Origin of the sequence: Paenactinomyces guangxiensis (assembly GCF_016055185.1) — a bacterium.
Classification (GTDB): domain Bacteria; phylum Bacillota; class Bacilli; order Thermoactinomycetales; family Thermoactinomycetaceae; genus Paenactinomyces; species Paenactinomyces guangxiensis.
The window spans coordinates 1-26,820 of record NZ_JAECVR010000015.1 but is presented as its reverse complement, the minus strand read 5'-3'; the positions used below and the strand labels follow the sequence as shown (position 1 = coordinate 26,820).

Below are 26,820 nucleotides of genomic sequence, written 5' to 3'. Positions count from 1 at the left end.
CTGTGATGGCCAAATCATCTGTCATCTATTTAGTCTGGATTCGGATCCGATACGCGCCAAGTCCCGTTTTGTTCTCAGCCCGTACACGGAGCAGGTAACGTCCCGGAGGTACAGATGCCGACAAACTGACTGCCTCATTTCTTTCCTGATCACCGGACCACGTTTGAATCACCCGCCGCTCCGCGTCATAAAGTGTGAAATTCACTCCTTTCAGCTGATCTAGAGCCAGTAAAACATATTCCGTCTGTTGCTCCTGCTCCATATAAAAGCTGTACCAATCAATATCAGTCACCTCTGTCAACTGTCCCTGCATCTCCTGGCCCATCAAAATAGTGGCTGCTTCATTTGAAGTCTGGTTAGGCTCTGTAGGGTCCTGAATATCCGCTTGATAATGGAAAGTGAGCTGATAGAAGTCGTCAATCACATTTCCTCCGTAATCGGAAATACGGAGATACAAACTTCCCTCTTCCACTTTCATCTGCATCTGTTCGCGCTCCCCTTCCCCTCCTGCATCAACACGCATCCCCTTCCAGTCTTGCTTTGTTTGAATATACAGGACGGGGTCCATCCTGGGAGTAAAGGTTTGCACACCGATTTCCAGCTGCCCCTGTTTGGGGATAACCAGACGGTACCAGTCCATATCCCTTTTTTTGTGAATGGTACCCTGATAAGCGGTTAAGCCTTCAAACAGGTCTATATCGGCAGCATTCCATTGATAATCATTGTTTTCATACTCATCAGCAGGGGGAATCCAGGTTGCCTGCCAGCGATAGACGATTTCTTTTGCCGGTTTTTTGGGGCCAATGATCTGCAGATGCACTCGTCCGGCAGGAACCGTTAATCTGATGTTCTGCCACTGGTCCAACCGGTAAAGCGATGAATGACCGTTTTCGGCAATGGTTACTTTTAAGCAGGAATCCCCCCATTCTCCTTTCTTTTTATGGAATTGAAGCAAAAGGATTCCAGCACGCTTGACATCCATATGATACCAATCTTCGTCTTTCTCCGTCAGAGACGCCTTCAGTTCCTGGGCGGTAGAGACGGGCATGGACAGCTCGGGGCGGTTATTGGGTTCTGACAGGTCCGGGGATAAAGGTGTGGTTAGAGCACGATAAGCATCAAGCTGTCCAAATCCCATCCGTTCATCCCACCTGGGTTCACCCGGCCCTTTCAGAGCTGTCTGGCTGATGAGATGGCGCAGGTCAGCCGCCGAATACTCCCGATGTAGCTGCAGGATCATGGCTGCCACCGCTGCTGCCTGCGGGGCGGCAAATGACGTTCCCGAATCAAAATGAAAATCTCCGTCATTCCCGGTCGTTTTGATCCATTCGCCAGGTGCCGCCACATCGATCCCTTCTCCTGTATTGGACGAAAGCTCATGTGTTCCGTTCAAACTGACCGAACCGACTCCCAACACGTTTGGCAATGCGGCCGGGTAGTAAAGGGGATGGTTATAAACCACTTTTCCATTTATATCATAGCTGGCGTTACCAGCGGCGCTAACCACAAGGATCCCGGCCCGTTCCGCCTCTTTGACAGCATCTGCCATCATCTGTGAATAGGTCCAGCTCCCCTGTGCGAGTACAATAATATCTGCCCGGCGGCGAACAGCTTCCCTGATTCCTTCAGCCGTAAAGTAAATATCTCCGTCCGTTCCGTCTTCCATCACTTTGATCGGCAAAATTTTTCCGTTGCCGACAGGGCCTTCCTTGGAGAATGCTCCCCATACAGCCGCAACCACTCCGGCCACTTTGCTGCCATGCCCCATCTCATCCTGGGGTGGAAGAGACCTGTTTTTCAGGTTGACTCCCGGCATGAGGAGAGGGGCCAATTTCGGATTTCTGAAATCGACCCCCGTATCGATGACAGCAACAACAACCGGACGGTGCAGTTTCGTATATTGTTTTTGTTTGGAGCGAAGCACTTTCCAGGCTTGGTTTGCCCTGATTTTTTCCAGATAATAAAAATCATCAAAACTTTCCGTACCTGTTGTATGCTCATTGCCCTCCAGCTTATATTTATGGTTGGGATGTAAATATTCAACTCCCGGGTCTTTGGCCCAGCGCTTCGTCCATAATTCCGGGTCCAGTCCTTTTTTGACCTGTACCAGCATTGTCTCACCGTCATCCCTCTCCGCGGAACGGTGAATCACTACAACTGTTTGCAGAAAAGCGGGATTCACTTTTTGTCTCCACCTGATCACCCACTCCCGTCCCTCTGGTGATTCTATCATCAGGGAAGGAGCCGGTTTGCTGTTCCAAAGAGGAACAAGTAACAGAGAAAGGGCCAGGATACAGATGGTTGTGAATCCGGCGATCCGTTCTCTCCTTATTTTCTTTACCATACCATTCTCCATTTTCGCCTTTAAGTTCTTTTATAGCATTCTATCAGAGTTTACGATAAAATAAGAAGGGTATCCTGCTATAATTTTATTCAACAGGATCGGATGTATCATTTTTATAATTCTGTCTATTTATCTTGATATTTAACATTACAAGATGATAGTATAAAAAAAACAATTTTTTTATCGGCAACAAAGTGGGGAATACAATGCTAAGAGTAGAAAACAGCCGAATTGACCGCGTGAAGAAAAAACGGCGCCGGAAATGGTTATTTCGCATTCTTACCATGTGTTTAATTTTATTCATCGGTATCGGTTCTTATTTTGGCTTGCAAGTCTGGGGAGCCCTTGCCAAGGGGCACGATGAATCCCAGGGGAAATCAAAACTGAGGGATCAAGAAGTAGAAATTAAAAAGGATCCGTTTGCCATCCTTTTGATCGGGTCCGACCAGTTGACAGTAAAAGAGGAACAGGAAGCCTGGCGCCCGGATGTATTGATGGTGGCAGCCATTAATCCCAAAACCAACTCTATCAAACTGGTAAGTATTCCACGCGATACGTATACAAAAATCGCCAACACGAACGGCCATAAAGATAAAATTAATTCCGCAGCATACTGGGGCAAGGAAAAAGGGATCAACCCGGTCACAAATACCAGGGAAACGGTTGAGAACCTTCTGGGAATCCCGATTGACTATTATGCCAAAATCAACTTCAGAGGTTTCATGGACGTTGTTAACACGCTGGGCGGCGTGGATGTCAATAATAAATTTTATTTCAAAACAACCAGCTTTAACAGCAGAGTCATGAGATTTCCAGAAGGCCCGCAGCACTTAAACGGGGAGCAGGCCCTCGCTTATGTACGAATGCGCAAAAAAGACCCCGAGGGTGATAAAGGGCGCAATAGACGGCAGCAAGAAGTGGTACAACAATTGACGGATAAAATTATAAGCTTTGAAGGAATCACTAAATTTAGCGAACTGACAGAAGCGGTGGGCAGAAACTTTTCCTACAACTTTAAGGTCACCGAAATTCCTGCTCTTCAGGCCGTTTATAACAAGTCAAAGGGAAATCTGGAAACCATTACAGTCAAAACACATCCCGACAAACGAAACGGCATCTGGTACGAGATTTTGTCCGAAGAGGAGAAACAACGAATCAGAGACATATTGCAAAAGCAAATGGAATGGAAACCCAAGGACCAAAATCAAGAGACAGATCAAACAGAAGAGGATGATTCAAGCGGGGAAGGCAATTAAGCCAACCCCTTTTTTTCCTTCTTTTTATATTTATGTTTAAAATAAAAATCTTATACTCACTTTTTCTCCATTTTTCAGCGAAAAGCACCCCTCTTTCATAAATCCTCATTTTTTCTTAGCCATCTTCGGGAGGAATACCTTTGTAAATATCAGAAATTTCCGATATTATTTAGATTAGTAGTTGAATAGAAATCAATCACTCTCATCTATTTGTTCGTTCATTGTTATAAAGTCTGCTTAAGCAAAGAGAGGATAAAAATGGGAAAGGGAAATGAGAGCCGGGTTGTCCGGATACAAAAGAAACGACGCAAGAAGTGGGCTTTCCGTGTGATGGGACTAATCTTGATTTTAATCATTGGAATTGGCTCTTACCTGGGTTACCAGGCTATCTCCGCCCTTACTAAAAGCCATGACAGCGAAGTTAGCAGATCTAAAAGACGACAGAAACCCGTAGAACCGAAAAAAGAACCATTTGCTGTCCTTCTGTTAGGCTCAGACCAAATTGATACCAAGGCGGAGCAGAAAATATGGCGTCCGGATGTGATCATGGTTGCCGCGGTCAACCCTAAAACCAAATCAGTGAAGTTGCTAAGTATTCCCCGTGATACGAAAGTGACCATCGCAAATACAGACGGATTCAGAGATAAAATTAACCATTCCGCCTATTGGGGAAAGATGAAAGGTAAAAATCCGATTGACAACACTCGTGAAACAGTGGAAAACCTGCTTGATATCCCCATCGATTATTACGCCAAAGTCAATTTTCGGGGGTTCGTCGATATTGTAGACGCGGTGGGAGGTGTTGATGTCAATAATCGTTATACTTTCAGGGGGCCTGCGATTAACCAAATGAAAACCATCCCGGCCGGTCAACACCATCTGAACGGTATGGAAGCGCTTGCCTATGTACGCCAACGGAAAGCTGAACAGAATATAGAGGGAGATATGGGACGAAATGAACGGCAACAAGAAGTGATATCTCAAATTGTCGACAAGATGATCAGCGCAGAAGGGATTGCGAATTTCCCGAAAATATCCCGGGCAGTTGGAGATAACCTGTCCTTTAATATAGATATTGGTGAAATCCCGTCAATCGCGGCTGTTTACCAAAATATACCCATAAGTAACATCGAAACCGTTAAAGTCGAAACTTACCCCGATAAAATAAAGGGCATCTCGTATTTGATTTTATCCGAAAAAGAAAAACAGCGCATCAGAGACTTGTTTAAGCAGTATATGGAGTTAAAGTCCGAAGAAGATAATCCACAATCTGATCAAACATCAAATGGTTTTCCTGGCCACAGATGACAGATAAGAGCATAATCGGTTGGCGCTCACATCTTGCCGCCTCCAAACATGCCTTCCTTTTTCTACAGCTCCCTTTCCTTTATAATGGTTGTGAAAGGGAAGGGAAAAAATGAACCGGCAAAGTTATAAAACCGTAGGCCATGACGGAGAAACAGAAATCATCATACAAAAGTCACGCTTTATTTGCCGTGCTAAACAAGTGCCCGGGGAAGAAGAAGCAGTCAAGTTTATCCAGGAGGTTTCCCGGAAGCATTGGGATGCCACCCATAATTGTTATGCCTATCTCATCACAGATACGGTCCAAAAGTCTTCCGATGACGGAGAGCCGGCAGGAACCGCCGGCCGACCGATCCTGGAGGTGATTCATGCCAAAAACCTCTTATATACAGCGATTGTAGTCACCCGCTATTTTGGCGGCATCAAACTGGGAGCAGGCGGACTTGTCCGCGCCTACAGCCAGGGGGCGGCAGCGGCGATTGAAGCTGCCGGAATCGTAGAACGTGTGATGCATCAGGAAATGATCTTTACTTTCGACTACCCCTTTATAGGCAAAATGGAGCATGAACTGCACCGTTCAGGTTATCTGCTAGATTCCCCTCAGTTTACTGATGTCGTTCGCTGGGCGGTCTGGGTCCCAATCGGCGAAGAACAGAAATTGACAGACCAGGTGAACAACTGGACCAGCGGTCAAGCCAGAGTAGTGTTAGGAGACAGACAATATAAAGAAGTGAACAGAAACAACCCCGCAACATAACAGCGTTACGGGGTTGTTTCTTCATATTCTATTGACTTTGCCATTAAAATGCAGGTACAACCGCACCTTTATATTTTTCTTCAATAAACTTTTTCGTCTCGGGTGAAGTGAGCGCCTTTGCCAGTTTTTGCAGAGCCTCGTTTTTCTCGTTTCCTTTTTTGGTTGCCAGAACGTTTACATAGGGTGAATCTTTTCCTTCAATAAAAAGGGCGTCTGTCAACGGATTCAGTTTTGCTTGCAACGCATAGTTGGTGTTGATCACAGCCAGATCAACCTGATCTAAGACACGTGGCAGCATTGCCGGCTCCAACAGTTGAAATTTCAAGTTTTTAGGGTTTGCTTTTATGCTTTTCAGCGTTTTATCCCCTTCACGGTTGTCCAGTTGAATTAACTTTTGGCTGTCAAGCAACAGAAGAACCCGTGTCAATTCACTGGTCGCATTGGGAAGGGCGATTGTGGCTCCATTTTTTAGCTGGCTCACATCTTTGATTTTTTTGGAATAAGCCCCCATCGGTTCAATATGGACACCTATCACTTTGCTAATATGGTATCCACGTTCTTTATTGGTGGCTTCCATCCACGGAATGTGCTGAAAATAGTTGGCGTCAATTTCCCCTTCTTCCACAGCTTTGTTTGGTACTACATAATCCTGGAATACTTTAATTTCCAGATTCACACCCTGTTTTTCCAGCTGTGGTTTCAGATGCTCCAATATCTCAGCATGTGGAACAGCAGATGCTCCCACGGTCAGAGTGGCTGCATCTCCATTGTTTGCACCGCATGCAGATCCTAACAGGGCCACTGCAAAGGCCATGACTAAGACAGCAATTTTCTTCATCATTTCCTTCCTCCAACTCGTTATCTTTTATCTAAACGTCTGGAAATCCAGTCGCCAATTCCTTGCACAATTTGTACCAGGATAATAAGAATCAGTCCACAAGCGTATAACATCTGGTCATTAAATGACTGGAAACCTTTCCGTAATGCAACGTCACCCAATCCCCCGCTGCCGACAATCCCGGCCATGGCAGAATAACCGATCAGAGAAACGCAGGTTACAGTCAAACCGGACACAATTGCGGGCAAAGCCTCAGGAATGAGCACTTTGCGAACGATGGTAAATTTGCTGGCTCCCATCGCTTGTGAAGCCTCAATGACCCCACGGTCAATCTCCCGAATCGCTGTTTCCACCATCCGTGCAAAGAAAGGAGCGGTCCCGGCGATCAGAGGAATCGTGGCAGCTGTCGGTCCAAGCGTGGTTCCAAGCAAAAGCTTCGATAGTGGAAATAAAAACAGCACGAGTACGATAAAGGGAACAGCCCGAAAAATATTAACGATGGCTCCGAGAATTCGTTGCACCCATACCTGCTCCAGGAAATAGCCGCGGTCAGTGATAACCAGCAACACACCGAGAGGAATCCCCAGAAGAGCAGCAAACAGGATTGAAATTCCGACCATATGGAGAGTATCGCCAGTGGCTATCCATAATTCATTAAAGTCAATGTCATTAAACACCGGTGATCACCTCCCCGTTCACATGCCGGATGGCCTTGTCCACCTGCTGTTCCTCTCCTGTGATCCGGACAGTCACTTTGTTTTTCTCCGAATCAGCACCAATTTCTCCGTCGATCACATGGAAAGAAACTGAATAGGACCGCGCGATTTTCTGCAAGGCCGGCAACTGGTCCAGCCCTATTTTCAATGAATTTCCATCTGTTTTTACCGGATTGGAGCCTGAGGAAAGTGTCAACTCTTTCACAAACTGCTGAGTGACGGGGTGTTTAGGGTGGCGAAAAATCATATTAACATCCCCAGTTTCTACTACTTTCCCGCTTTCCATCACTGCCATTTTGTTACAGATGGCACGCACAACACTCATTTCATGAGTGATCAGAACAAGGGTAATCCCTGTCTCCCGATGAATTTCCTTTAACAGCCGCAAAATGGATGCAGTGGTTTCCGGATCCAACGCTGACGTCGCTTCATCGCACAAAAGAACAGCCGGATCATTCGCCAGGGCGCGAGCGATTCCGACCCGTTGTTTTTGCCCGCCGCTCAGCTGGGAGGGATAGGCGTCTCCTCTCTCTGTTAAACCAACACGTTCCAGCAACTGATCTACTTTTTCTTCCCGTTCACGTTTCGGTTTTCCGGCCACTTCCAGAGGAAAAGCAATGTTTTCCCGAACTGTCCGTGACCACAACAGGTGAAAATGCTGGAAGATCATACCTATTTTTTGCCTGGCCTGGCGCAACTCTTTATTTTTCAGGCGGGAAATTTCTTTTCCGTCCACCATCACGGAACCTGCAGAAGGTGTTTCAAGACCGTTGAGTAGCCGCAACAGCGTGCTTTTCCCGGCTCCGCTGTGTCCGACGATCCCAAAGATATCTCCCTGTTCGATTTCCAGACTGACCCCGTTCAACGCTGCAACCTCTTGCTGCTTTTTTTGTGAAGGATAGATTTTTGTGACTTCTTTTATATGAATCATGCCGTTTTTCACCGCCTCACTCCAAAAAATAAAAAACCTTTCTGCCCACAGATGCAGAAAGGGATAAATTCGATCTATTATCTCCTTCTCTCATCTGCCAGAACTCATGTCCTGCAGGAATTGGCACCTTTCCGTTCACAGAACGGATGGTTGCCGAGGTATCATCGGGCCTGTCCCTACACCTCTCTGGATAAGAGAATTCCATGCATTGTTCAGTTTTAAATGACTAGAATATAAAATAGCATATGTTAATAGAGAGGTCAATACCAATTTTATGTATAAGAAGAATGATTTTAATATAAATATGAAAAGTATTCGCCAACGATTGTATTCAACTCTTTAAATCTATTTGTACCATATCATATTTGTATATGGAAAAATAGTATTTCAGGGATGATTTATACAAAAACCGGCTATGGACAGATCATATGATTCATTTTTATTTAAGCAGAAAAATTCGGCCAATGTATTACGTTTAAAATGAGGCAGCTCCAGGGGTCAGCACCCACTGGAGCTGCCTCTTGATGAGTATGATACGAATTCCTTTTTCCTTCAGGATAATGTTATTCTTCCGTTTGCGCTTTCCGAAATTCATTTTCTCATGCCGGGGAATTCTTCAAAGATTGGGATCCTTTAATAAACTCGTCCACTTCTGCTGCGATCATTGATTCCAGTCCATCCCAGAAGTCCGGCCGGGTAACATCGGCACCCAAATGGTGCAAGAGAAGTTCTTCAACTGACATTCTTCCGGTATCCAACAGCAAAGCATCATAACTGGCGGCAAAGCTGTTTCCCTCTGATTGGGCACACTGGTACAAAATGATACTCAAAAGGCGCCCAAAAGTATATGGAAAGTTATAAAAGGGTTCCTGTGTTTGATAAAAATGTTGTGTGAATGCCCAGTTATAGGGTGAGTATTTGTCTAAACCCTCACCAAAAACTTTTCGCTGAGCATTTACCATTAATTCATTTAATCTTTCTTCAGAAACAAACCCCTTTGCCCGCTCGCGGTAAAAGTCGAGTTCAAAATAATAGCGCGCCAAGATTTCCATCACATTGATCACATTTTCCATCAATCTTCCGTCAAGAAGAGCCAGCCGGGCTGAGATTGACTTCGCCTGCTGTTGCATGCCTCCCAATACGACTAACTCAGCAAAATTGGAGGCAGTCTCAGCCAGGCTCATGGGATATTTTCGTTCCCAGGGACGCAAATTTCTCAATACATAGCCGTGATAGGCATGCCCAAGTTCATGAGCCAAAGTCAAAACATGACGGAACGCTCCGCCATACATCAGAAAAATGCGTGACTCTTTTTCCCGCGGGAAATGGGTACAATATCCCACAAATTGTTTCTCCGGCCCGATTTCCCCTTCAATCCATCCTTTCTCAAACGCCTGACGGGCGAACTCCCCCATCCCCGGATGGAATTTGGCAAACTGCTCGATGATGAAGTGAGCCGCCTGATCGTAAGCAATCTTCTCTGCATCAACCTGTAGCGGAATAAAGAGATCGAAAAACATTTGTTTCTCCAATCCTAAACAGGCTTTTCTGGCTTTGAGGTAACGGACGAGATGGGGCTGAATCTTTTCACAGCCTTCCAATAAGGATCCTAATGACCTTTCAGACATGCGGTTTTTGACCAGCGGCTCATATAAAATAGAGTCCCACCCCCGGCTTGCGTTTAGTTGAAGGCGAAACCCTGCCAGATGATTAAGCGTATCAGCAAACAGATCCCCGAACTCCGCCCAGGCAGAATCCCATACGATAGCCAATTGGTTACGTCAAAGATTTTGCGGAACCTGTGCTAAAAGCTGTTCCCAACTGGTTAGCAGCCGTTGAAAAGTAGCATTGGCACGATTGAACTGTTCTTGTAGATCAGCAGCCTGTCCATCCGTGACATTTTGCGAAGTAAGGCATCTCGTAAAAGATTCCGCCTCCTCCCTTCTTTCTTCACAGCTCTCCAACTGAGCGATTGCTTCTGTCCATGACCCGCGGGCAAGATTAAAATGGAAAGGGTCCAGCTTCTCCAACAGAAGGTTTAACTCCACCATGTCACTTTCCCACTCTTCCAGATAACGCCTGAATTCATCCGAGTTGCTCCCTCCCTGAAAGATAGAATCCAGGTTCCAGTTCAATCTAAAGGTTTTGTTCATGTTTCCGCCCTTTCCCCTTTGTTTATTTTCACAACAATATAAATTATATCATTATTATCGGTTGGTATTTTCCGGAAGTGCAGCTGATAAGAGGTAAGGTTTAAATTATGCAAAAAAGTATCAAATTATTAAAAAATAGCCCCAAAGAGGTATAGTCAGAATAAGAGAATTTGGTTAAATTTAAAGTGAAGACGTTGGAGATCAATCGTAAATGAGACAGGGTTTCTTTATTTTTTTAATAGGGAGGAGTCCGGATGGCAGGCGCTTTGGGATGGACTTTACTGGCTGCTTTGGGCTATGTGGTAGGCGGAAGTCTGATATGGTTCAAAAAGGAGTGGTCCCATCGCGGTTTATCCGTGCTGGTGGCCATCAGTACAGGGTTGTTATTGTCTGTAGCTGTTGGCGGGATGATTCCGCACGGATTATCTGAGTCACCAACAATGGCTTTCTGGATCTTAATTGGAATGCTGGTTGCTTTCGGCTTTCAGAGATGGCAGGCTCATCGCGCGTCTAAACCGGAGAACAAAAAGGGCAGCCATATGAGCGCGATTTGGAGCGTTCTGACCGGAATGGGAATTCATGCCTATTTTGAAGGTGTTGCAATCGGAGCGGGTTTCCATGCCGGCCCTGAATTCGGTATGACAGTATTATTGGCGATTCTGTTGCACAAAATACCGGAAGGAGCAGCCATTTCCACCTTGGTGATGGCCGAACTGAAAGAACGAAAAAAGGCGATTGCTTCCGCTTTGATTTTGGGATTTTCCACTGTTTTAGGTGCCGGAACCACTTTATGGCTTGTAAAAGCTTCCTGGATGCATGATCAATTATCCCCAATCTCCCTTTTGTTTTCTGCAGGCATTCTTCTTTATATCGCTGGCACAGAACTATGGCCGCTCCTTAATCAAACCGGGAACCGGCAAAGTATCATTTCCTTTCTATCCAGTGTTCTGGCTTACTTTTTACTGGCCTGGGCAGGTACATTCATTGCTCCCGACCATCATCATTCTTCTCAAGATGTTCAAGCCGCGAAGAATCACCCTTCTTCTTCTGCGGACTCCCATCAGCATCACCACGCCGTACAGCCGGTCGTCATTCCGAACGGAACCGTGCCGCCTGCGGTAAGCCTCCAGGTAAAAAAGGATTCAGAATCCGGCTGGAATATTCATATTCAAACAAAACATTTCCGTTTCGCGCCGGAACATCTCAACGAACCAACCCGGATGGGGGAAGGACATGCTCATCTTTATGTAAATGGAAAAAAAGCCGCCCGCTTGTACAGCCCCTGGTATCATTTGCAGGAACTGGCTCCCGGAACCCATGAAATTCGTGTGGAGCTAAACTCCAACCAGCATGCTCCGTTTGTATATCAAGGCAAAAAGATTGAAGCTTCAGCGACCATTGTAACAAACAAATAGCCTGTTAAGAAGAAATCCTCTCCGTCATTTCCGGACTTTCTGCTTACTGATGATAAATTCCTTTACCGAATCAAATTTATCTAGTATAATAAAATCAATTTGATACAAAGATAAATGGGGGAGCCTGTCACCAGGGGCTCCCTCTGTCCATTATTGGAGAGGAGCTGAAGCCGTGGATCCATCTACCATAGCCATCATTATTTTTCTAATCGTTTATGCAGCAATCATAACAGAAAAAGTAAACCGGGCTGTGATCGCTCTGCTTGGCGCCGTCTTTATGGTCGTCTTTGGCGTTTTAGATATTGAAAAGGCTTTTTCCCATTATATTGAATGGAATACAATCACCCTGCTGGTCGGAATGATGATCCTGGTGGGGATCACCAATAAAACAGGTGTGATTCAGTACATATCTGTCAAGTCGGCCAAAGCGGCAGGCGGCAATCCAATTCGGATTCTTATCATTCTTTCATTGCTTACTGCTGTATTGTCAGCTTTTCTTGATAATGTGACCACAGTTCTATTAGTGGTACCGGTTACCTTTTCCATCACAAGGATCCTGGGGGTTAACCCCGTTCCGTATTTGATCTCAGAAGTGATTGCCTCTAATATCGGTGGAACGGCTACCTTAATCGGAGATCCACCCAATATTATGATTGGATCAGCCAATGAACACCTGACCTTTAATGCTTTTCTTGTCAATCTTGCCCCCGTGATCGTCGTCATTCTGGCTGTGACTCTGTTTATGTTGTATCTGATTTACCGGAAACAACTAAAGGTGAACGCGGCCAACATTAAAAAGTTAAATGAAATGAACGAAAAAGACTATATTCAGGATCCGGGGTTAATGAAAAAATCATTATTTGTGCTCGGTTTAACCATTCTCGGCTTTATCCTTCATTCTGTGATTCATATCGAAGCTTCCGTAATTGCACTGACCGGAGCCACTTTGCTGATGCTGATCGGACTGAAAGGGCATGATGTTGAAGAAGCGTTAGATTTTGTGGAATGGCAGTCGATCTTTTTCTTCGCCGGTTTGTTTACACTGGTAGGCGGCCTGCAGGAAGTCGGGATTATTGAGTGGCTGGCAACCAAGATGTTGGAAGTTACACACGGAGATATTTCGTTAACCGCCATTTCTATTTTGTGGGGTTCCGGAATAGCATCAAGTATCGTCGACAATATTCCGTTCGTTGCCACCATGATTCCGTTAATTCATGATATGGCTCAGGGATTGGGCCTTTCGATCGATTCACCGCAAATCAATACTTTATGGTGGTCCCTGGCTCTGGGAGCCTGTCTGGGAGGCAATGGTACAATTATCGGTGCATCCGCCAATGTAATTGTTGCCAGCATTGCTGCCCGTGAAGGCAAGGGATTCAGCTATATGGAGTTCCTGAAAATCGGGGCACCGATCATGATCGTATCTTTAATTATTTCCAACATATATATTTACTTTAGATATCTTATTCATCTCACATAAAAACTTCCTAAATACTGTATTGGGACATTCCCATATTTTTCTTGGGAAATATTTATTTAAAATCTATACCAAATCCATGTTTTTTAGGTATAATTAACTATAAATGAATAATTGTGTTAACCGGGGGAGCCTGTCACCAAGGGGCTTCCCTATTCTTTTTTAGGAGAGGAGAGAAACAAATTGGAACAATCAACAATAGCTATTGTAATATTTCTAATCGTCTACGGAGTCATCATTTCAGAAAAAATCAATCGGGCCGTGATCGCATTGGCTGGTGCGGCAGCCATGGTGATCTTCGATGTATTGGATGTGGAGAAGGCTTTTTCCCATTATATTGAATGGAATACGATTACCCTGCTGATCGGAATGATGATTCTGGTTGGGATCACCAACAAAACAGGCGTGTTTCAGTATCTCGCGATAAAATCCGCCAAAGCGGCAGGAGGGAATCCGATTCGGATTCTGATCATACTTTCCTTGCTGACAGCCATCTTATCAGCTTTGCTTGATAATGTAACCACGGTTCTTTTGATCGTTCCGATTACCTTTTCCATCGCCAGAATTCTTGGTGTGAATCCTGTTCCGTACTTAATCTCTGAGGTGATCGCCTCCAATATCGGCGGAACAGCGACCCTGATCGGAGACCCGCCCAATATTATGATTGGATCAGCCAATCCACATTTAACATTTAATGCTTTTCTCATTCATCTGGCTCCCATTGCTGTCATCATTTTAATTGTTACCCTGGCTCTGCTCTATCTTATTTACCGCCGGCAATTGACATTCAGCTCGGATAATGTGGAAAATTTAATGGAGATGGATGAGAAAGAATATATCCAAGAGCCTGGTTTGGTAAAAAAATCTTTATTTGTCCTCGGTTTGACCATGCTCGGTTTTGTCTTGCATTCGGTCATTCACATGGAAGCATCTGTGATCGCAATGGCTGGAGCTACCCTGCTGATGTTGATCGCACTAAAAGAGAGTGAAATAGAAGAAGCATTGGATTTTGTGGAATGGCAGTCGATCTTCTTCTTTGCCGGGCTGTTCACACTTGTCGGAGGACTGCAGGAAGTCGGGATTATCAAACAATTGGCAACCCAGGCATTAGAGATAACCAATCAAGATATCGTATATTCTGCCATACTTATTTTATGGGGGTCAGGAATTGCTTCCGGGATTATCGATAATATCCCCTTTGTGGCAACGATGATTCCTTTAATCAAGGATATGGCAGCCGGATTAGGGCTGGCTGTCGATTCTGCGCAAATCAATGCCCTGTGGTGGTCTCTGGCACTGGGGGCCTGTCTGGGAGGCAACGGAACCATTATTGGTGCATCCGCCAACGTGATTGTGGCCAGCATTGCCGCCCGTGAAGGCAAGGGATTCAGTTATATGGAGTTTTTAAAAATCGGAGCGCCAATTACGATCCTGTCTTTAATTTTGGCCAACATTTATGTTTACTTCCGATACCTGATTCATCTGTAACATTTCGCTCCTTATTCGTGTAAGACGCGTCGAATACCATAAATTTCCTCTAATATAAAAAACTGTTTCCTCAGGCAGGAAACGGTTTCAGACTATAGAAAAACCATTTCTGAAAACTGTCCAGAAGTGGTTTTTCTAATTAACTGAATAAAAAATCGACGAAGGCGACGGTTGCGCCATCGCCAATTGGCCAGCTTCTTTAATTCATGGCAGCAAAAAGCTGGATTGCCTCTTTATCGTTTATTAGGGTCAAGCGAAACCAGCACAGGTTTTTACTCCGAAGAAAAGGGAACTGCCGCATTGGCAGAAGAAGCCAGAGCGGCTGTAAAAGCCGGTTTTCGGGCTGTAAAGATGAAAGTCGGCGGTTTGCCGCTGCCTGCGGATCCTAAACGAGTGGAGACTGTTCGTGAAACCATCGGGGATGATCCATTCCGAACGGAGGGTGGATTGAATTTGACCCGAATCCGAATCCATTAAGAGAGGAGCTAATCCTGCAACCCTTCTGGATTGATAAAGAGGGAAGAGTACCTTTGCCAAATCGTCCGGGTCTGGGGATCGAACTAAATTCCGACATCATCGATCGTTACCGCATTAATATTTAACGGCTTTAATAGTCGGATTCACTCATTTGGATCTGATTCCTGTTTAGAAGCTGTTTTAAAATCGATAAATACACATTTATTCCGTATAAAAAAACATCAACTGATTAAAAGACGCTTTACACACATAAGTATTACGCAATGAAAGCAAAATAATGTTAAGTGTAACGTTTCATAATGGACAATTAATCTACGTAATTGTCCATTCTTGCAAAGCAACGCTCCACTTTCCAGCGTTCTTAGTACCCGTCGCCCAACGCCAATGGGCGACATTTTCGCTTTTTATGGTCTTTTTTAATCGTCTCGGAATGGAAGAAGCATATGAAAAAGAAGGGTTCCCCTCCTTTGACTTGATGAGACAGCCACTTACTCAATAACAGATGAAAACCGGCAAATATTTTGCGATTGTATCAGTTCTTTTCTTTGTCCAGTCGAGGGCATTACTGGCACACTATTATATAGAATCTGACAGCTTTTTCAGCATAAAGTGGATGGTTGACATCCTTCCTTTTAATATTGCTAAGGGATATCATTTGCAACTGGCGATCTTTTGGATTGCCACCTCGTGGCTCGGTATGGGGATTTTTGTTGCCCCTCTCGTTAGGGGTTACGAACCAAAAAAACAACGGCATCTGGTAGATTTTGTTGTTTTGGGCGCGCGTCATCCTTGTCGGGGGAAGTTTGGTTGGAGAATGGCTTGGAGCAAAAGGGTACCTTGGCAACAGCCGGTTCCTTTTTGGACATCAGGGAATGAATACATCGAGCTCGGCCGGATCTGGCAGATTATCCTGGCCGTAGGTATGGTGATCTGGTTAATCATTGTATTCCGTGGAATACTAGCTCTCTCTTTTTGTCCTTCCTTCTAAATCGAATTTAATAACATGCACCCAAAATGGTCATAATTAGACTGCGGACAGGATTAATTACAGCCTGAACACTTTTCGACTTCTGGCTTTTCTCAGGGAGGACCTATGATCAATACTGAACAACTCCGGCAAAAAGCACACGAACTAGCGCTCAAACATGATTCGTATGTTGGACGGAAACGGACGAAGAACCTATGGCGGCAGTTTAATGAGGATATCGAGGGTTTACAGGATTTTGTACACTCTCTGCGAGACGGTCGTGCAAGTTGTTCCCAGCCTGCGGAAGAATGGCTGCTCGACCACGCTGAGTTCATCGAAGAACAGGCGTTGGTCATCCGACATCATCTTTCCGATGCGTTTCTACGGCGTTTGCCACGTCTGCGCAAGAGCGGCGAGCCACGCGTCCTGTCTCTTTGTGCCGATTATCTGGAGCATACGGATGGCACCCTGAAGGAGGACTCATTCGTTTCTTATATTAATTTTTATCAGGAAGTATCTGTTTTGACCATTGCTGAGGCGTGGTCGATCCCGCTGATCTTGCGCGTTGGATTGATCCGGCGTCTGTCCGAAGTGATGGAGCTCGTTCGCGAACGACGAGAGGTGTGTACGCTAGTCGAACGGTTGCTGGCTCGAATAGAGCCGTCGAAGTTAAATGCGGATTCACTTGGGTCTGCCCTGGAAGAGGCGGGACAAGATATTCCGCTCTCGGGTCCGTTGATCGCCCATTTAGTGAGTCACCTGCGTGAATGGGCGGACGATTCCAAAGTGGTACGGGATTGGCTGCTGTGCAAGTTGGAAAATGGTCCTGACAGCCTCGATCGAATCGTTTCATACGAGTATCAGCTTCAGGCCGTCTATCAAGTGGCAGCAGAAAACCTCATCAGCAGTCTGCGGGAAATTTCGCGCTGGGACTGGCGTGATCCATTTGAGCAAATTTGCTTAGTTGAGCGTACTTTGCGGCAGGAAAGCACCGGCGTGTATCCGTTCCTCGACTTTTCCAGTCGTGATTCGCTGCGAAAACGGGTGGAGAAATTGGCCCGCCGTTTGCATGTACCAGAAAATTTAGTTGCGAAACATGCCGTGGAACTCGCGGCGGAGGAATTCGAACAAGCATCAGCGGAGAGTGGACAGACCAACACAGGTGCTGCGGAGGATGGAGCAGAGGATGCGGCCGTTTCAAATCCGGCTGAACTACCGCGCCAGACATTTGCAGCTTACTACTTACTCGAGCCGGCTGGAATCAGGAAGTTGAGGCGTTCGTTGCAAATGTGCAGCAGCCCTCGGATTTTGCCTGAAACAGGTATATTACAACGTTCCACTCACGTGTATTTCACCCTGCTTGCAGGATTGTTTGTGTTCACCCTTCTCGCATTCGCCGCATGGATCGGTGGGAGTGTCAGTTACACGGCTACCCAGTGGGTGGTGATTTTGCTTGCACTAGTTTTTCCTGCGAGCGAGTGGGCCATCACAGCGCTACACTGGCTTATAGAAGCTGTAATATCTCCCCAGACGCTGTTGCGATACGATTTCTCGCGTGGAATTCCGGAAGAAGCGGCCACTATGGTCGTAATTCCGGTAATCTGGTCAACAACTGAAGAAGTTCGAGAATTAACGGATCGGCTTGAACTGTATTACTTGGCGAACCGTGACCCCAATATCCATTTTGCCCTTTTGGGGGATTTTGCCGATGCCCGTGCGGAGAGTCTACCAGAGGATGTCGATCTTCTCGCCGTTGCGCGTGAAAGCATTGAGGCGTTAAACAGAAAGTATTCCCGTCCGGATGGGACGACCTTCCATCTTTTTCAGCGCCGCAGGTTATGGAACCCGTGCGAGAGAGTGTGGATGGGTTGGGAACGCAAGCGCGGGAAATTGGTGGAATTTGTCGAATTGCTTAAAGGACGCAAAGACACGACTTATGACTTCATAGTCGGGGACTCGACAGTACTTTCTCAGATTCGTTACATTATCACGCTCGATGCGGATACGAAGCTTCCGATGGGAAGTGCCCAGCGGATGATCGGTACCCTGCATCTTCCTTACAATCGACCCCGGTTAAACGGTACTCGGACAAGGGTCGTAGAGGGGTATGGCGTGTTGCAGCCGCGCATCGGCATGAGCCATGAAGCAGCTGTACGCTCCCGGTTCGCTTATTTGTGGTCAGGGGATACTGGAATAGATCCGTACGCCTTTTCCGTCTCCGATCCATACCAGGACGGATTGGGGCAGGGCATTTTTACGGGCAAGGGTATATTCGATGTTGATATGTTTGCGAAAGTACTGTGCGAACGCATTCCCGAAAACCGGGTCCTTAGTCACGATTTGTTGGAAGGCGGCTTTTTGCGTGCCGGACTGCTGTCAGACATTGAATTGATCGACGACCACCCAACTACGTTCAGCACCTATCAGAAGAGATTACATCGCTGGGTGCGCGGCGATTGGCAATTACTCTGCTGGCTGTTTCCCCGCGTTTGCGACCGACGGGGAGCGTTGCTGCCGGTCGATTTGTCTGCCCTCACTCGCTGGCAGATGATCGATAATCTTCGGCGCAGTCTTCTCCTGCCCGTACTGTTTGCGCTGCTGCTTCTTGGTCTGACTGTTTTTCCCGGTTCCCCCTGGCGCTGGCTTGCGATTGTGTTCCTTACTTTGTTTGTGCCAGTGATCCGCCGGTGCGCGACGATTCGACGGCCAGGGTGGCGTCTCCGTGGATTGCTGGTTACATTTGGACAAGTTTTGGTAATCATCTTGACACTTCCGTTTCAAAGTGCCTTGTTGCTGGATGCCATCGGCAAAAGTTTATACCGCTTATTCATTTCAAAACGTAATTTGCTTGAATGGGTTAGCTTTGCGGAAATTGAACGCCGAAACCGTCGGGGACGCTATCCTGTTCTGATGGGGATGCGCGGAGGCTATGCACTGGTGCTCCTCTTTATGATGGCGGCGGTGACGCGGAATACCTTTGCATTGCAGTGGACAGGCGTGGTGCTTAGTATTCTATGGGCCCTTGCTCCCCTTGGCGTCCGCTGGTTGGATCAGCCCGCTGCACGACCCGACGAACCGCTTTCGGAAGCTGAGAAGGAAAAGCTGCGGGTGCTGGCGGAACAGATTTGGGCATTTTTCGATGACTTCATCACTGAAAAAGACAATTGGCTGCCACCTGACAACGTCCAAATCGATCCGTTTAACGGAATCGCGCATCGCACGTCGCCCACTAACATCGGACTTTATATCGCCTCTGCCCTGGCTGCCCGGGATTTCGGGTTTATCGATACGCCCGGGTTGATTGATCGTCTGGAACGCACAATCCATACGGTTGAGCGTTTGGACAAGTGGAAAGGCCATCTTTACAACTGGTATGACACGGTCACCCTCGAGCCGCTGCCGCCGCTCTATGTGTCAACGGTGGATTCCGGTAATTTTGTGGCCTATCTCCTGGTGGTCAAAGAGGGATTGGCGGAGTGGCTGAAGACAGACTTGTCACAGCAGGAAGGTCCAGTCAAGGATTGGCTCTCACGCGGGCAAAAACTGATTGCCCAAATAGAAGAGTTAATTAATGAGACAGACTTTCGCCCCCTTTACGACTCCAAGATGAAATTGTTCACCTTGGGGTACAATGCGGCGCTGGATGAGCGCGATAAGATCTTATATGATTTGTTGGCATCCGAGGCGAGGCAGGCGAGCTTCGTTGCTATCGCCCTGGGGCATGTTCCTGTGTCACACTGGTCTGCACTCGGGCGGACGATGACAAAGATTGGGCAGAAGTTCACCCTGCTCTCTTGGTCCGGGACAATGTTTGAGTATTTGATGCCATGGATCACTATGCGTACATATAGGAACACCGTTTGGGACAGTACCTATCGGGGGATCGTAAAGAGGCAGATCGAGTACGCTCATCAACGGGGAGTGCCGTTTGGTATCTCTGAATCGGCCTATTACGCCTTTGATTATCAGATGAACTATCAATATCGGGCGTTTGGCGTTCCCGGTCTCGGATTCAAACGTGGACTCGAACAAGATTTGGTCGTGGCACCGTATGCGACAATCCTCGCCTTGCCGTTTGCGAAGCGTCAAGGACTTGAGGATTTGCGTAAAATGGAGGAGATTGGAGCACATGGAAAATACGGCTACTACGAAGCCATCGACTTCACACCCCAGCGAATGCCGAAAGATAAGAAGTGTATGGTTATCCGCAGTTTTATGGCACATCATCAGGGGATGAGCCTGCTTACCCTTGGCAACATGCTGTTACCGCAGAAAATGTATGAGCGTTTTCATCGCGACAAGCGCGTGAAAGCGGCCGAATTGCTGTTGCAAGAACGAATTCCCGCGCGGCCTGTCATTATTAAGCACCCCATGATGACTGGTGTGGATCTGCCAGATACAAAACCAGTACAAACTATCGCGCTGCGCGAATATCCCTCTGCTGACACGCCAACACCCGAGGTATGTCTCCTTTCAAACGGGACATTCATGACCATGGTGACGAACAGCGGCAGTGGGTTCAGCCGGTGGGAAGGTCTGGCCGTCTCCCGGTGGCGCGAAGATCCTGTTGCGGACGATTGGGGGAGTTACATGTACATTCACGACGTCTCCCACGACGTGATATGGTCCCCGACGTTTCAGCCGTGCCGTGTCCCCTCCCCAGAACAACGTGTGCAATTCTCGCCCGAGCGTGCTAGCTTCATGCGCGTGGACGGAGACGTGAAGACGAGCCTTGAAATCTGTGTCTCGCCGGAATGGAATGCGGAAGTTCGCCGATTGACGCTCACCAACGGAGGGAGTGAAGCGAAGATCATCGAAGTCACGACGTTTATTGAGCTAGCTTTGGCTCCTCCCAACGACGACGATGCGCACCCAGCCTTCAGCAAATTATTCGTCGAAACCGAATATGCCGCGGATGCCGAGTGCCTGCTCGCCCGTCGACGGCCCCGCGAACCAAAAGAAAAAGCGAAGTGGGCAGTTCACTCGCTGATGGTCGAGGGTCACCCTCTCGGACCGGTGGAATACGAGACAGATCGAGCCAGTTTTATTGGCCGGGGCCATACGCTCTCCCGGCCGCAGGGGATCCGCTCCCGCCTTCACGGAACAGTGGGAGCTGTGGCAGACCCGGCATTTATCATGAGGCGGCGGTTGACCATCGAACCGGGTGAACGCGTGCAACTGTCGGCTATCACAGGTGTCGCGGATACAAAAGATGAGGCCATCAGCATCGTTAACCGGTTCGCCGGGAACCTTCAGGTGGAACGGTCGTTTCAACTCGCCTGGACTCGCAGCCAAATCGAGCTTCGTCATTTGCATTTGACTGCGCCCGAGGCTATGGTTTTCCAAAAATTGGCAGGCCAGGCGTTATACACGATCCCACTGCGGGGAGAACGAGAGAAAAGTATCGAGGCCAATGTAAAAGGGCAGTCTGGTCTCTGGGCATATGGAGTCTCCGGTGATCGGCCCATTGTACTTGTGCGGATCGCGGATGTCGTCCATATGCAGTTTATCGTCAAGTTGTTGCTAGGGCATGAATATTTGCGGCGCAAAGGATTGCTTATTGACCTGGTCATTCTGAACGAATCGTTGGGCGGCTACCAGCAGGATTTGCAGGAAGCACTGCGACGGGCCGTGGAACATAGCATTGGACACCATGGCTCAGAGCCCGGGGGTGTTTACGTCATTTCAGCCAATCAATTGCCGGACGAAGATAAGAAACTCTTACTCGCTGTATCCCGTGTCGTGCTACGTGCAGATGGCCCAAGTCTCAAAGCACAAATCAGATTGCCGGGGCGAGAGACTGTCTTGCCGGAGCCGCTTGCGCCGACTGCACCTTTAATCAAGTACGGGAACCCAACTCTGGAAGACACACGTGATTTGCTATTCTTCAATGGTTGGGGAGGGTTTTCACCTGATGGCAGGGAGTACCGAATCGTACTCAAAAACACCAAGTATTTGCCGGCACCATGGATCAATGTGATCGCCAATCCCTACTTCGGCTGTCTTGTCTCCGAACTCGGTACGGGTTACACATGGTGGCGCAACAGCCGGGAGTGCAAACTTACTCCCTGGTCTAACGATCCGGTACTCGATCCCCCCGGCGAAGTATGCTATCTGCGGGACGAAGAAAGCGGCGAAATATGGTCCGTCACAGCATCTCCCGCACGCGGAGATCAGCCTTACATCGTTTCACACGGTAGGGGGTATACCCGTTTTAGCCATGAGAGTCACGGTCTCATGCAGGAAGGAACCGTTTTTGTGCCGTTTGATGACCCTGTTAAGGTTATCAAATTGCGGCTGCAAAACAAGACTGCCGAGCAACGGCGCCTGTCCGCCACGTATTACACGGAATGGGTGCTCGGAGTGCGGCGCGAAGCAAACGCCTCTTTCATCGTCACCGAGTGGGAGGAATCAGCCGAAATCTTGCTGGCGCGCAACACTTATCAGGAGGCGTTTCGCGACGCAACTGTTTTTTTAGGCATGTCTCTGCAACCGAATACTTCTGACGCAACGTCTGCTTCCGGAGAATGGTACCAAGATCAGTCTTGGACGGCGGACCGCGAGGAATTTCTCGGCCGCAATGGCACACTGGAAAATCCGGCTGCCATGAGCAGGGAGTGTTTGTCCGGCAAAACGGGATCTCTGTATGATGCTTGCGGTGCGGTCCAGACCAAGTTTACGATTGAGCCAAATGGCGAACGGATCATCTATATCCTGTTAGGTTGTGAGGATTCACACGACGCCGCTGTAAAGCTGGCCCAAAAATACAGGCAAAAGAGTGTCTGCGAGCAGTCATTTGAACTCGTGCGGGAATTCTGGGACGGCGTCTTAGATCAGATCTCGGTTTCGACCCCCTGTCCGGAAATGAATGTACTGTTGAACGGCTGGTTGATTTACCAGACGCTTGTCTGTCGAATGTGGGCACGCACCGCTTTTTACCAGGCGGGAGGGGCCTACGGCTTTCGCGATCAGTTGCAGGATTCAATAGCGTTGCTCCATACCCGTCCTGATCTCACGCGGTCACAAATTTTGCTCCACGCCGGACATCAATATGAAGAGGGTGATGTTCAGCACTGGTGGCATGAAGAGACAGAGCGCGGCATTCGCACCCGTTTCTCGGATGATTTGCTGTGGTTGCCGTATGCCGTGTCACGATACATTGAACACACGGGCGACGACAGTTTGCTTGACGAGGTGGTACCGTTTCTTCATAGTGAACCTTTGCGGGAAGGGGAGCATGAACGGTACGAGCCAACACAAATCTCTACACAGGACGGGACCGTTTTCGATCACTGCTTACGCGCGATCGACAGGGCCTTGCGCTTCTTTGGAGAACACGGGCTGCCTTTGATCGGAATCGGAGACTGGAATGATGGGATGAACCGTGTCGGCGATGAGGGTCGCGGAGAGAGCGTGTGGCTTGGCTGGTTTTTGTGCGAAATTCTGACTCGATTTACGGATATATGCGAGCAGCAAGGCGATGTAGTGCGGGCCAGCCGTTACCGGAATGTGCGGGAAGAACTCACCACCTCTCTTGACGAACATGCCTGGGACGGTCAGTGGTACCGGCGTGCCTTCACCGACGATGGACAATGGCTGGGCTCCATCCAGAACGAGGAGTGTCGCATCGATGCCATCACCCAGTCTTGGTCAGTCATCTCCGCAGCGGCGCCAAAGGACAAAGCGATGCAGGCGATGCAGGCGTTCGACCGTGAACTCGTGGACCGTGATCTGTTCGTCACGCGTCTCTTGACTCCACCTTTTGACCGTACCGAACCGAGTCCCGGGTATATTCAGGGCTACCCGCCTGGAATTCGAGAGAACGGAGCCCAGTATACGCACGGAGTCATATGGGGAATCGTCGCTTGGTGCCTTCTCGGGGAGGGAGACAGGGCGTTTGAGTTGTTTCATTTGTTAAATCCTTTAACTCACACCCAGACACTAAGTGAAGTGCGACAGTATGCTGGTGAGCCGTATGTTATGGCGGCAGACGTTTACACGGGAGATCCGCACAAAGGACGTGCCGGCTGGACGTGGTACACGGGTGCTGCGGGATGGATGTATCAGGCGGGCATCGAGTGGATTCTTGGCTTGCGCCGACACGGGGAGAAGCTGTACATCCGGCCATGCATTCCGTGCGAATGGCAGGAGTTTTCCGTCAACTATCGTTTTAGGAATACACGTTATCTCATCACCGTCAAAAATCCCGCAGGCAAGTCCAGCGGAAGGGCCGCGCTAATCATCGACGGTCAGGAAGTTGTACTCACAGAGGGCGGTCCCTGTGTTGAATTGTACGACGACGGGCAGGTCCACCGGGTTGTTCTGATCATGTAGGTACATGTTTAGCGGAGCAAGCGGTAATGTCTGGCGGTTCCCAGCGAAGGAACAACGGTAACAGTAGGATCGCGCCGCGACTATCTCGGAAAGTTAAAAACTTAAGAGTGTCTCATTAAATCTCTGTCTGCACCAGGCAAACCGATTGTAGGTGGAAAATTGTCTGGTGCAGATCAATTTACCGGTAAAAAATAATAAGTCATTTTTCAGCGATTTATGACTAATCTTGAATTAAGTAGAAAAAGGTAAATACTGTATTGCAAACGGGTGTGTGCTTTCTAAAGTCTATTCGAGGAATATAGGATAGAAGGGAAGTTTTCGTGGTGAGAAAAATACGTAAGGCCATTATCCCGGCAGCCGGATTCGGAACCCGATTTTTACCTGCTACCAAAGCTCAACCTAAAGAAATGTTGCCATTGATCAACAAGCCGACGATTCAACACATCGTCGAAGAGTCGATTGCTTCCGGAATCGAAGATATCCTCATTGTGACAGGACGAAACAAACGAGCCATTGAAGATCACTTCGATCACAATATCGAATTGGAGCATTTTCTTAAACAGCAAGGGAAATGGCCTCAATATGAGGAAGTTTTGGAAATTGCAAAAATGGCGGATGTCCACTTCATCCGACAAAAACAGCAGCGCGGACTTGGTCATGCTGTTTTATGTGCCCGCTCTTTTGTTGGAAATGAGCCCTTCGCCGTGCTTCTCGGCGATGATATTATCGATAATCCGTCTAAACCGGCTCTTCAACAGATGATTGAGCAGTTCCATGAGTTTGGAAAGACTATCGTCGGAGTCCAACCTGTATTGCCAGAAGAAGTGTCCAAATATGGAGTGATAGCAGGCAAAAAGATCGGAAACCATATTTATGAATTAGAGGATTTAGTTGAAAAGCCCGATTTAGACAACGCGCCGTCAAATTTGGCGATTGTGGGACGTTACATCATTAGTCCTGAAATCTTTGATATCCTGGAGTATACAGAGCCCGGACGCGGCGGTGAAATCCAGCTTACGGATGCCCTTAGAGTACTCTGTCACAAGCAGGGAATGCATGCACGTCATTTGGAGGGAGATCGCCATGATATCGGAGATAGATGGGGATATATAAAAGCTACTTTGTCATTCGCTTTAAAGGGTGACGATTTACGCGATAAGTTGCTAAAGTTTTTGCTTGAGAGGTTAAAGTTACCGAAGTAAGTTGCGTGTAAGAGAGTAAGATCGGAATCGCCAAAAAACTGAGGGAGGAAACAAAATTGAAAATGAAAAAATGGAAGAAACCGATTATGTTGTCTGCATTTGTCGTGACGGGCTTGCTGGACGCAGGCCCCAATGATCAACCAGCTGAACAAAAAATGGACGACAGCAAGATGATGGACAAAACAGTATGCTTTAATAATGCCATAAACGTTTCAAGGCTTATATCATTGAGGTAACAAATCCTATAAAGTCATTTGTTTTATGTAAGAGGCTAAAATTGTTTTTCAACTTTTTACAAACTTTGATTAAAGCAGCAGTAAACATTTCATGGTTTTGATTATATTCTTCATCACCCTCTAAAACCAACTGATTTACCATCACATCATAATATTATCAAAGATGGCATTAAGTTGCTTTGACGATTGGTCAGGTGTGTACATAAAACAAAAATCGCCAACGCTATACTTTAATCCTGCTATCCCATAAAGCTCTTCTTCTGGATAATCACTATAACTCTGTTTGACCCTTCTTTGAAAACTATCTAACGTGTAAAGACGATTACTTAACGAGCCATGATCTGGATCGCCAAGAACAAAAGCGTATACGTTTTTATTATCATCTGTATTAGAAAACTCTCTCAGTACTTTTACACAGTCCTCAAATAGGATAGCTTCGAGTGCGTTAAAGTCCTTTTTGTTTAGAAGTTTTTTCTTAAATAACATAAGTTTCCCCCCTGAATAACTCTTGTAAGCAGAGCCTATATACCCCAAAAATTTTGCTCCCCATCAACTGTTATTTTTTACGTAGGAATACTCTTGTGTGGATCAGACTAATATGAACCTTAACATATCAACTCACTCTAAAACCTTACCACTTTGATCGTTGAATACCAGCTGCTGTTATTGGTGTGAGCATATGTGTGCTAGGGAAACAACATGGGGAAACGAGGGCCGCCAACCATTTTTTCATATGAATCAACGCTTTTTTCAATAGGAATGATGAAATATAAAATTGCAAAAATAACAGGACGGGAACAGAGCCGTATCTGTTCCCCCAGACTGTAGAAAAACCATTTCTGAAAACTGTCCAGAAGTGGTTTTTCTAATTAACTGAATAAAAAATCGACGAAGGCGACGGTTGCGCCATCGCCAATTGGCCAG

At 47.2% G+C, this 26,820-nt stretch carries 17 protein-coding genes, 1 pseudogene and 1 riboswitch; of the genes and pseudogenes, 11 read left to right on the top strand and 7 right to left on the bottom strand.

The features are described from left to right. Positions 1-25: 25 nt before the first annotated feature. Positions 26-2,344 (bottom strand): S8 family peptidase, encoded by a 2,319-nt coding sequence (locus I8U27_RS13835; protein ID WP_181752739.1) that lies wholly within the window; start codon positions 2,342-2,344, stop codon positions 26-28. Positions 2,345-2,550: 206 nt separating this feature from the next. Here I8U27_RS13835 and I8U27_RS13830 point away from each other — a divergent pair, with 206 nt between their 5' ends. The 3 genes from I8U27_RS13830 (at position 2,551) to I8U27_RS13820 (ending at position 5,662) form a co-directional block, all read left to right on the top strand. Then, entirely contained in the window at positions 2,551-3,600 is a 1,050-nt protein-coding gene (locus I8U27_RS13830) for an LCP family protein (RefSeq protein ID WP_181752742.1), read from the top strand. Positions 3,601-3,858: 258 nt separating this feature from the next. After that, on the top strand, positions 3,859-4,908 hold the full coding sequence (locus tag I8U27_RS13825) for an LCP family protein (RefSeq protein ID WP_181752744.1): 1,050 nt from the start codon (positions 3,859-3,861) through the stop codon (positions 4,906-4,908). Between the two features lie 109 nt (positions 4,909-5,017). Further along, positions 5,018-5,662 (top strand): YigZ family protein, encoded by a 645-nt coding sequence (locus tag I8U27_RS13820; protein ID WP_181752746.1) that lies wholly within the window; start codon positions 5,018-5,020, stop codon positions 5,660-5,662. Between the two features lie 43 nt (positions 5,663-5,705). On the opposite strand, the gene I8U27_RS13815 is transcribed toward I8U27_RS13820, so the two are convergent. The 5 genes from I8U27_RS13815 to I8U27_RS13795 form a co-directional block, all read right to left on the bottom strand. Beyond that, on the bottom strand, positions 5,706-6,500 hold the full coding sequence (locus I8U27_RS13815; RefSeq protein ID WP_181752748.1) for a MetQ/NlpA family ABC transporter substrate-binding protein: 795 nt from the start codon (positions 6,498-6,500) through the stop codon (positions 5,706-5,708). Positions 6,501-6,520: 20 nt separating this feature from the next. Next, complete coding sequence (locus I8U27_RS13810; protein ID WP_181752784.1) at positions 6,521-7,120, bottom strand: methionine ABC transporter permease; 600 nt, start codon at positions 7,118-7,120, stop codon at positions 6,521-6,523. 49 nt (positions 7,121-7,169) lie between these two features. Beyond that, positions 7,170-8,147 carry a methionine ABC transporter ATP-binding protein gene (locus tag I8U27_RS13805; RefSeq protein WP_181752786.1) on the bottom strand — a complete coding sequence of 326 codons (978 nt, stop codon included), beginning with the start codon at positions 8,145-8,147 and terminating at the stop codon, positions 7,170-7,172. An 87-nt stretch (positions 8,148-8,234) separates the two neighbouring features. Further along, a riboswitch (SAM riboswitch) is annotated at positions 8,235-8,344 on the bottom strand. A 402-nt stretch (positions 8,345-8,746) separates the two neighbouring features. Next, complete coding sequence (locus I8U27_RS13800) at positions 8,747-9,919, bottom strand: M3 family metallopeptidase (protein WP_181752750.1); 1,173 nt, start codon at positions 9,917-9,919, stop codon at positions 8,747-8,749. A gap of 9 nt (positions 9,920-9,928) precedes the next feature. Further along, positions 9,929-10,300, bottom strand: a complete 372-nt coding sequence (locus I8U27_RS13795) for a hypothetical protein (protein WP_181752752.1) — start codon at positions 10,298-10,300, stop codon at positions 9,929-9,931. 254 nt (positions 10,301-10,554) lie between these two features. On the opposite strand from I8U27_RS13795, the gene I8U27_RS13790 reads away from it, so the two are divergent. The 8 genes and pseudogenes from I8U27_RS13790 (at position 10,555) to I8U27_RS13755 (ending at position 25,896) form a co-directional block, all read left to right on the top strand. Continuing rightward, positions 10,555-11,715 carry a ZIP family metal transporter gene (locus I8U27_RS13790; RefSeq protein ID WP_181752754.1) on the top strand — a complete coding sequence of 387 codons (1,161 nt, stop codon included), beginning with the start codon at positions 10,555-10,557 and terminating at the stop codon, positions 11,713-11,715. Positions 11,716-11,887: 172 nt separating this feature from the next. Continuing rightward, the gene (locus I8U27_RS13785; protein WP_181752756.1) at positions 11,888-13,195 is read left to right on the top strand and encodes an ArsB/NhaD family transporter; all 1,308 of its coding nucleotides are present in this window, start codon (positions 11,888-11,890) and stop codon (positions 13,193-13,195) included. 180 nt (positions 13,196-13,375) lie between these two features. Further along, on the top strand, positions 13,376-14,680 hold the full coding sequence (locus tag I8U27_RS13780; RefSeq protein WP_181752758.1) for an ArsB/NhaD family transporter: 1,305 nt from the start codon (positions 13,376-13,378) through the stop codon (positions 14,678-14,680). 171 nt (positions 14,681-14,851) lie between these two features. Beyond that, positions 14,852-15,157: an enolase C-terminal domain-like protein gene (locus tag I8U27_RS13775; protein ID WP_181752760.1), complete on the top strand. Its 306-nt coding sequence runs from the start codon at positions 14,852-14,854 to the stop codon at positions 15,155-15,157. 424 nt (positions 15,158-15,581) lie between these two features. Further along, positions 15,582-16,115: pseudogene (locus I8U27_RS13770) on the top strand (cbb3-type cytochrome c oxidase subunit I); the annotation flags it as partial. A gap of 135 nt (positions 16,116-16,250) precedes the next feature. Further along, entirely contained in the window at positions 16,251-24,458 is an 8,208-nt protein-coding gene (locus I8U27_RS13765; protein ID WP_181752763.1) for a GH36-type glycosyl hydrolase domain-containing protein, read from the top strand. Positions 24,459-24,781: 323 nt separating this feature from the next. Further along, entirely contained in the window at positions 24,782-25,660 is an 879-nt protein-coding gene (galU, locus tag I8U27_RS13760) for a UTP--glucose-1-phosphate uridylyltransferase GalU (protein WP_181752765.1), read from the top strand. A 56-nt stretch (positions 25,661-25,716) separates the two neighbouring features. Next, the gene (locus I8U27_RS13755) at positions 25,717-25,896 is read left to right on the top strand and encodes a hypothetical protein (protein ID WP_181752767.1); all 180 of its coding nucleotides are present in this window, start codon (positions 25,717-25,719) and stop codon (positions 25,894-25,896) included. Between the two features lie 141 nt (positions 25,897-26,037). Here the strand turns inward: I8U27_RS13755 and I8U27_RS13750 are convergent, their stop codons facing one another. Continuing rightward, entirely contained in the window at positions 26,038-26,382 is a 345-nt protein-coding gene (locus I8U27_RS13750; protein WP_181752769.1) for a DUF4303 domain-containing protein, read from the bottom strand. Positions 26,383-26,820: the final 438 nt, after the last annotated feature.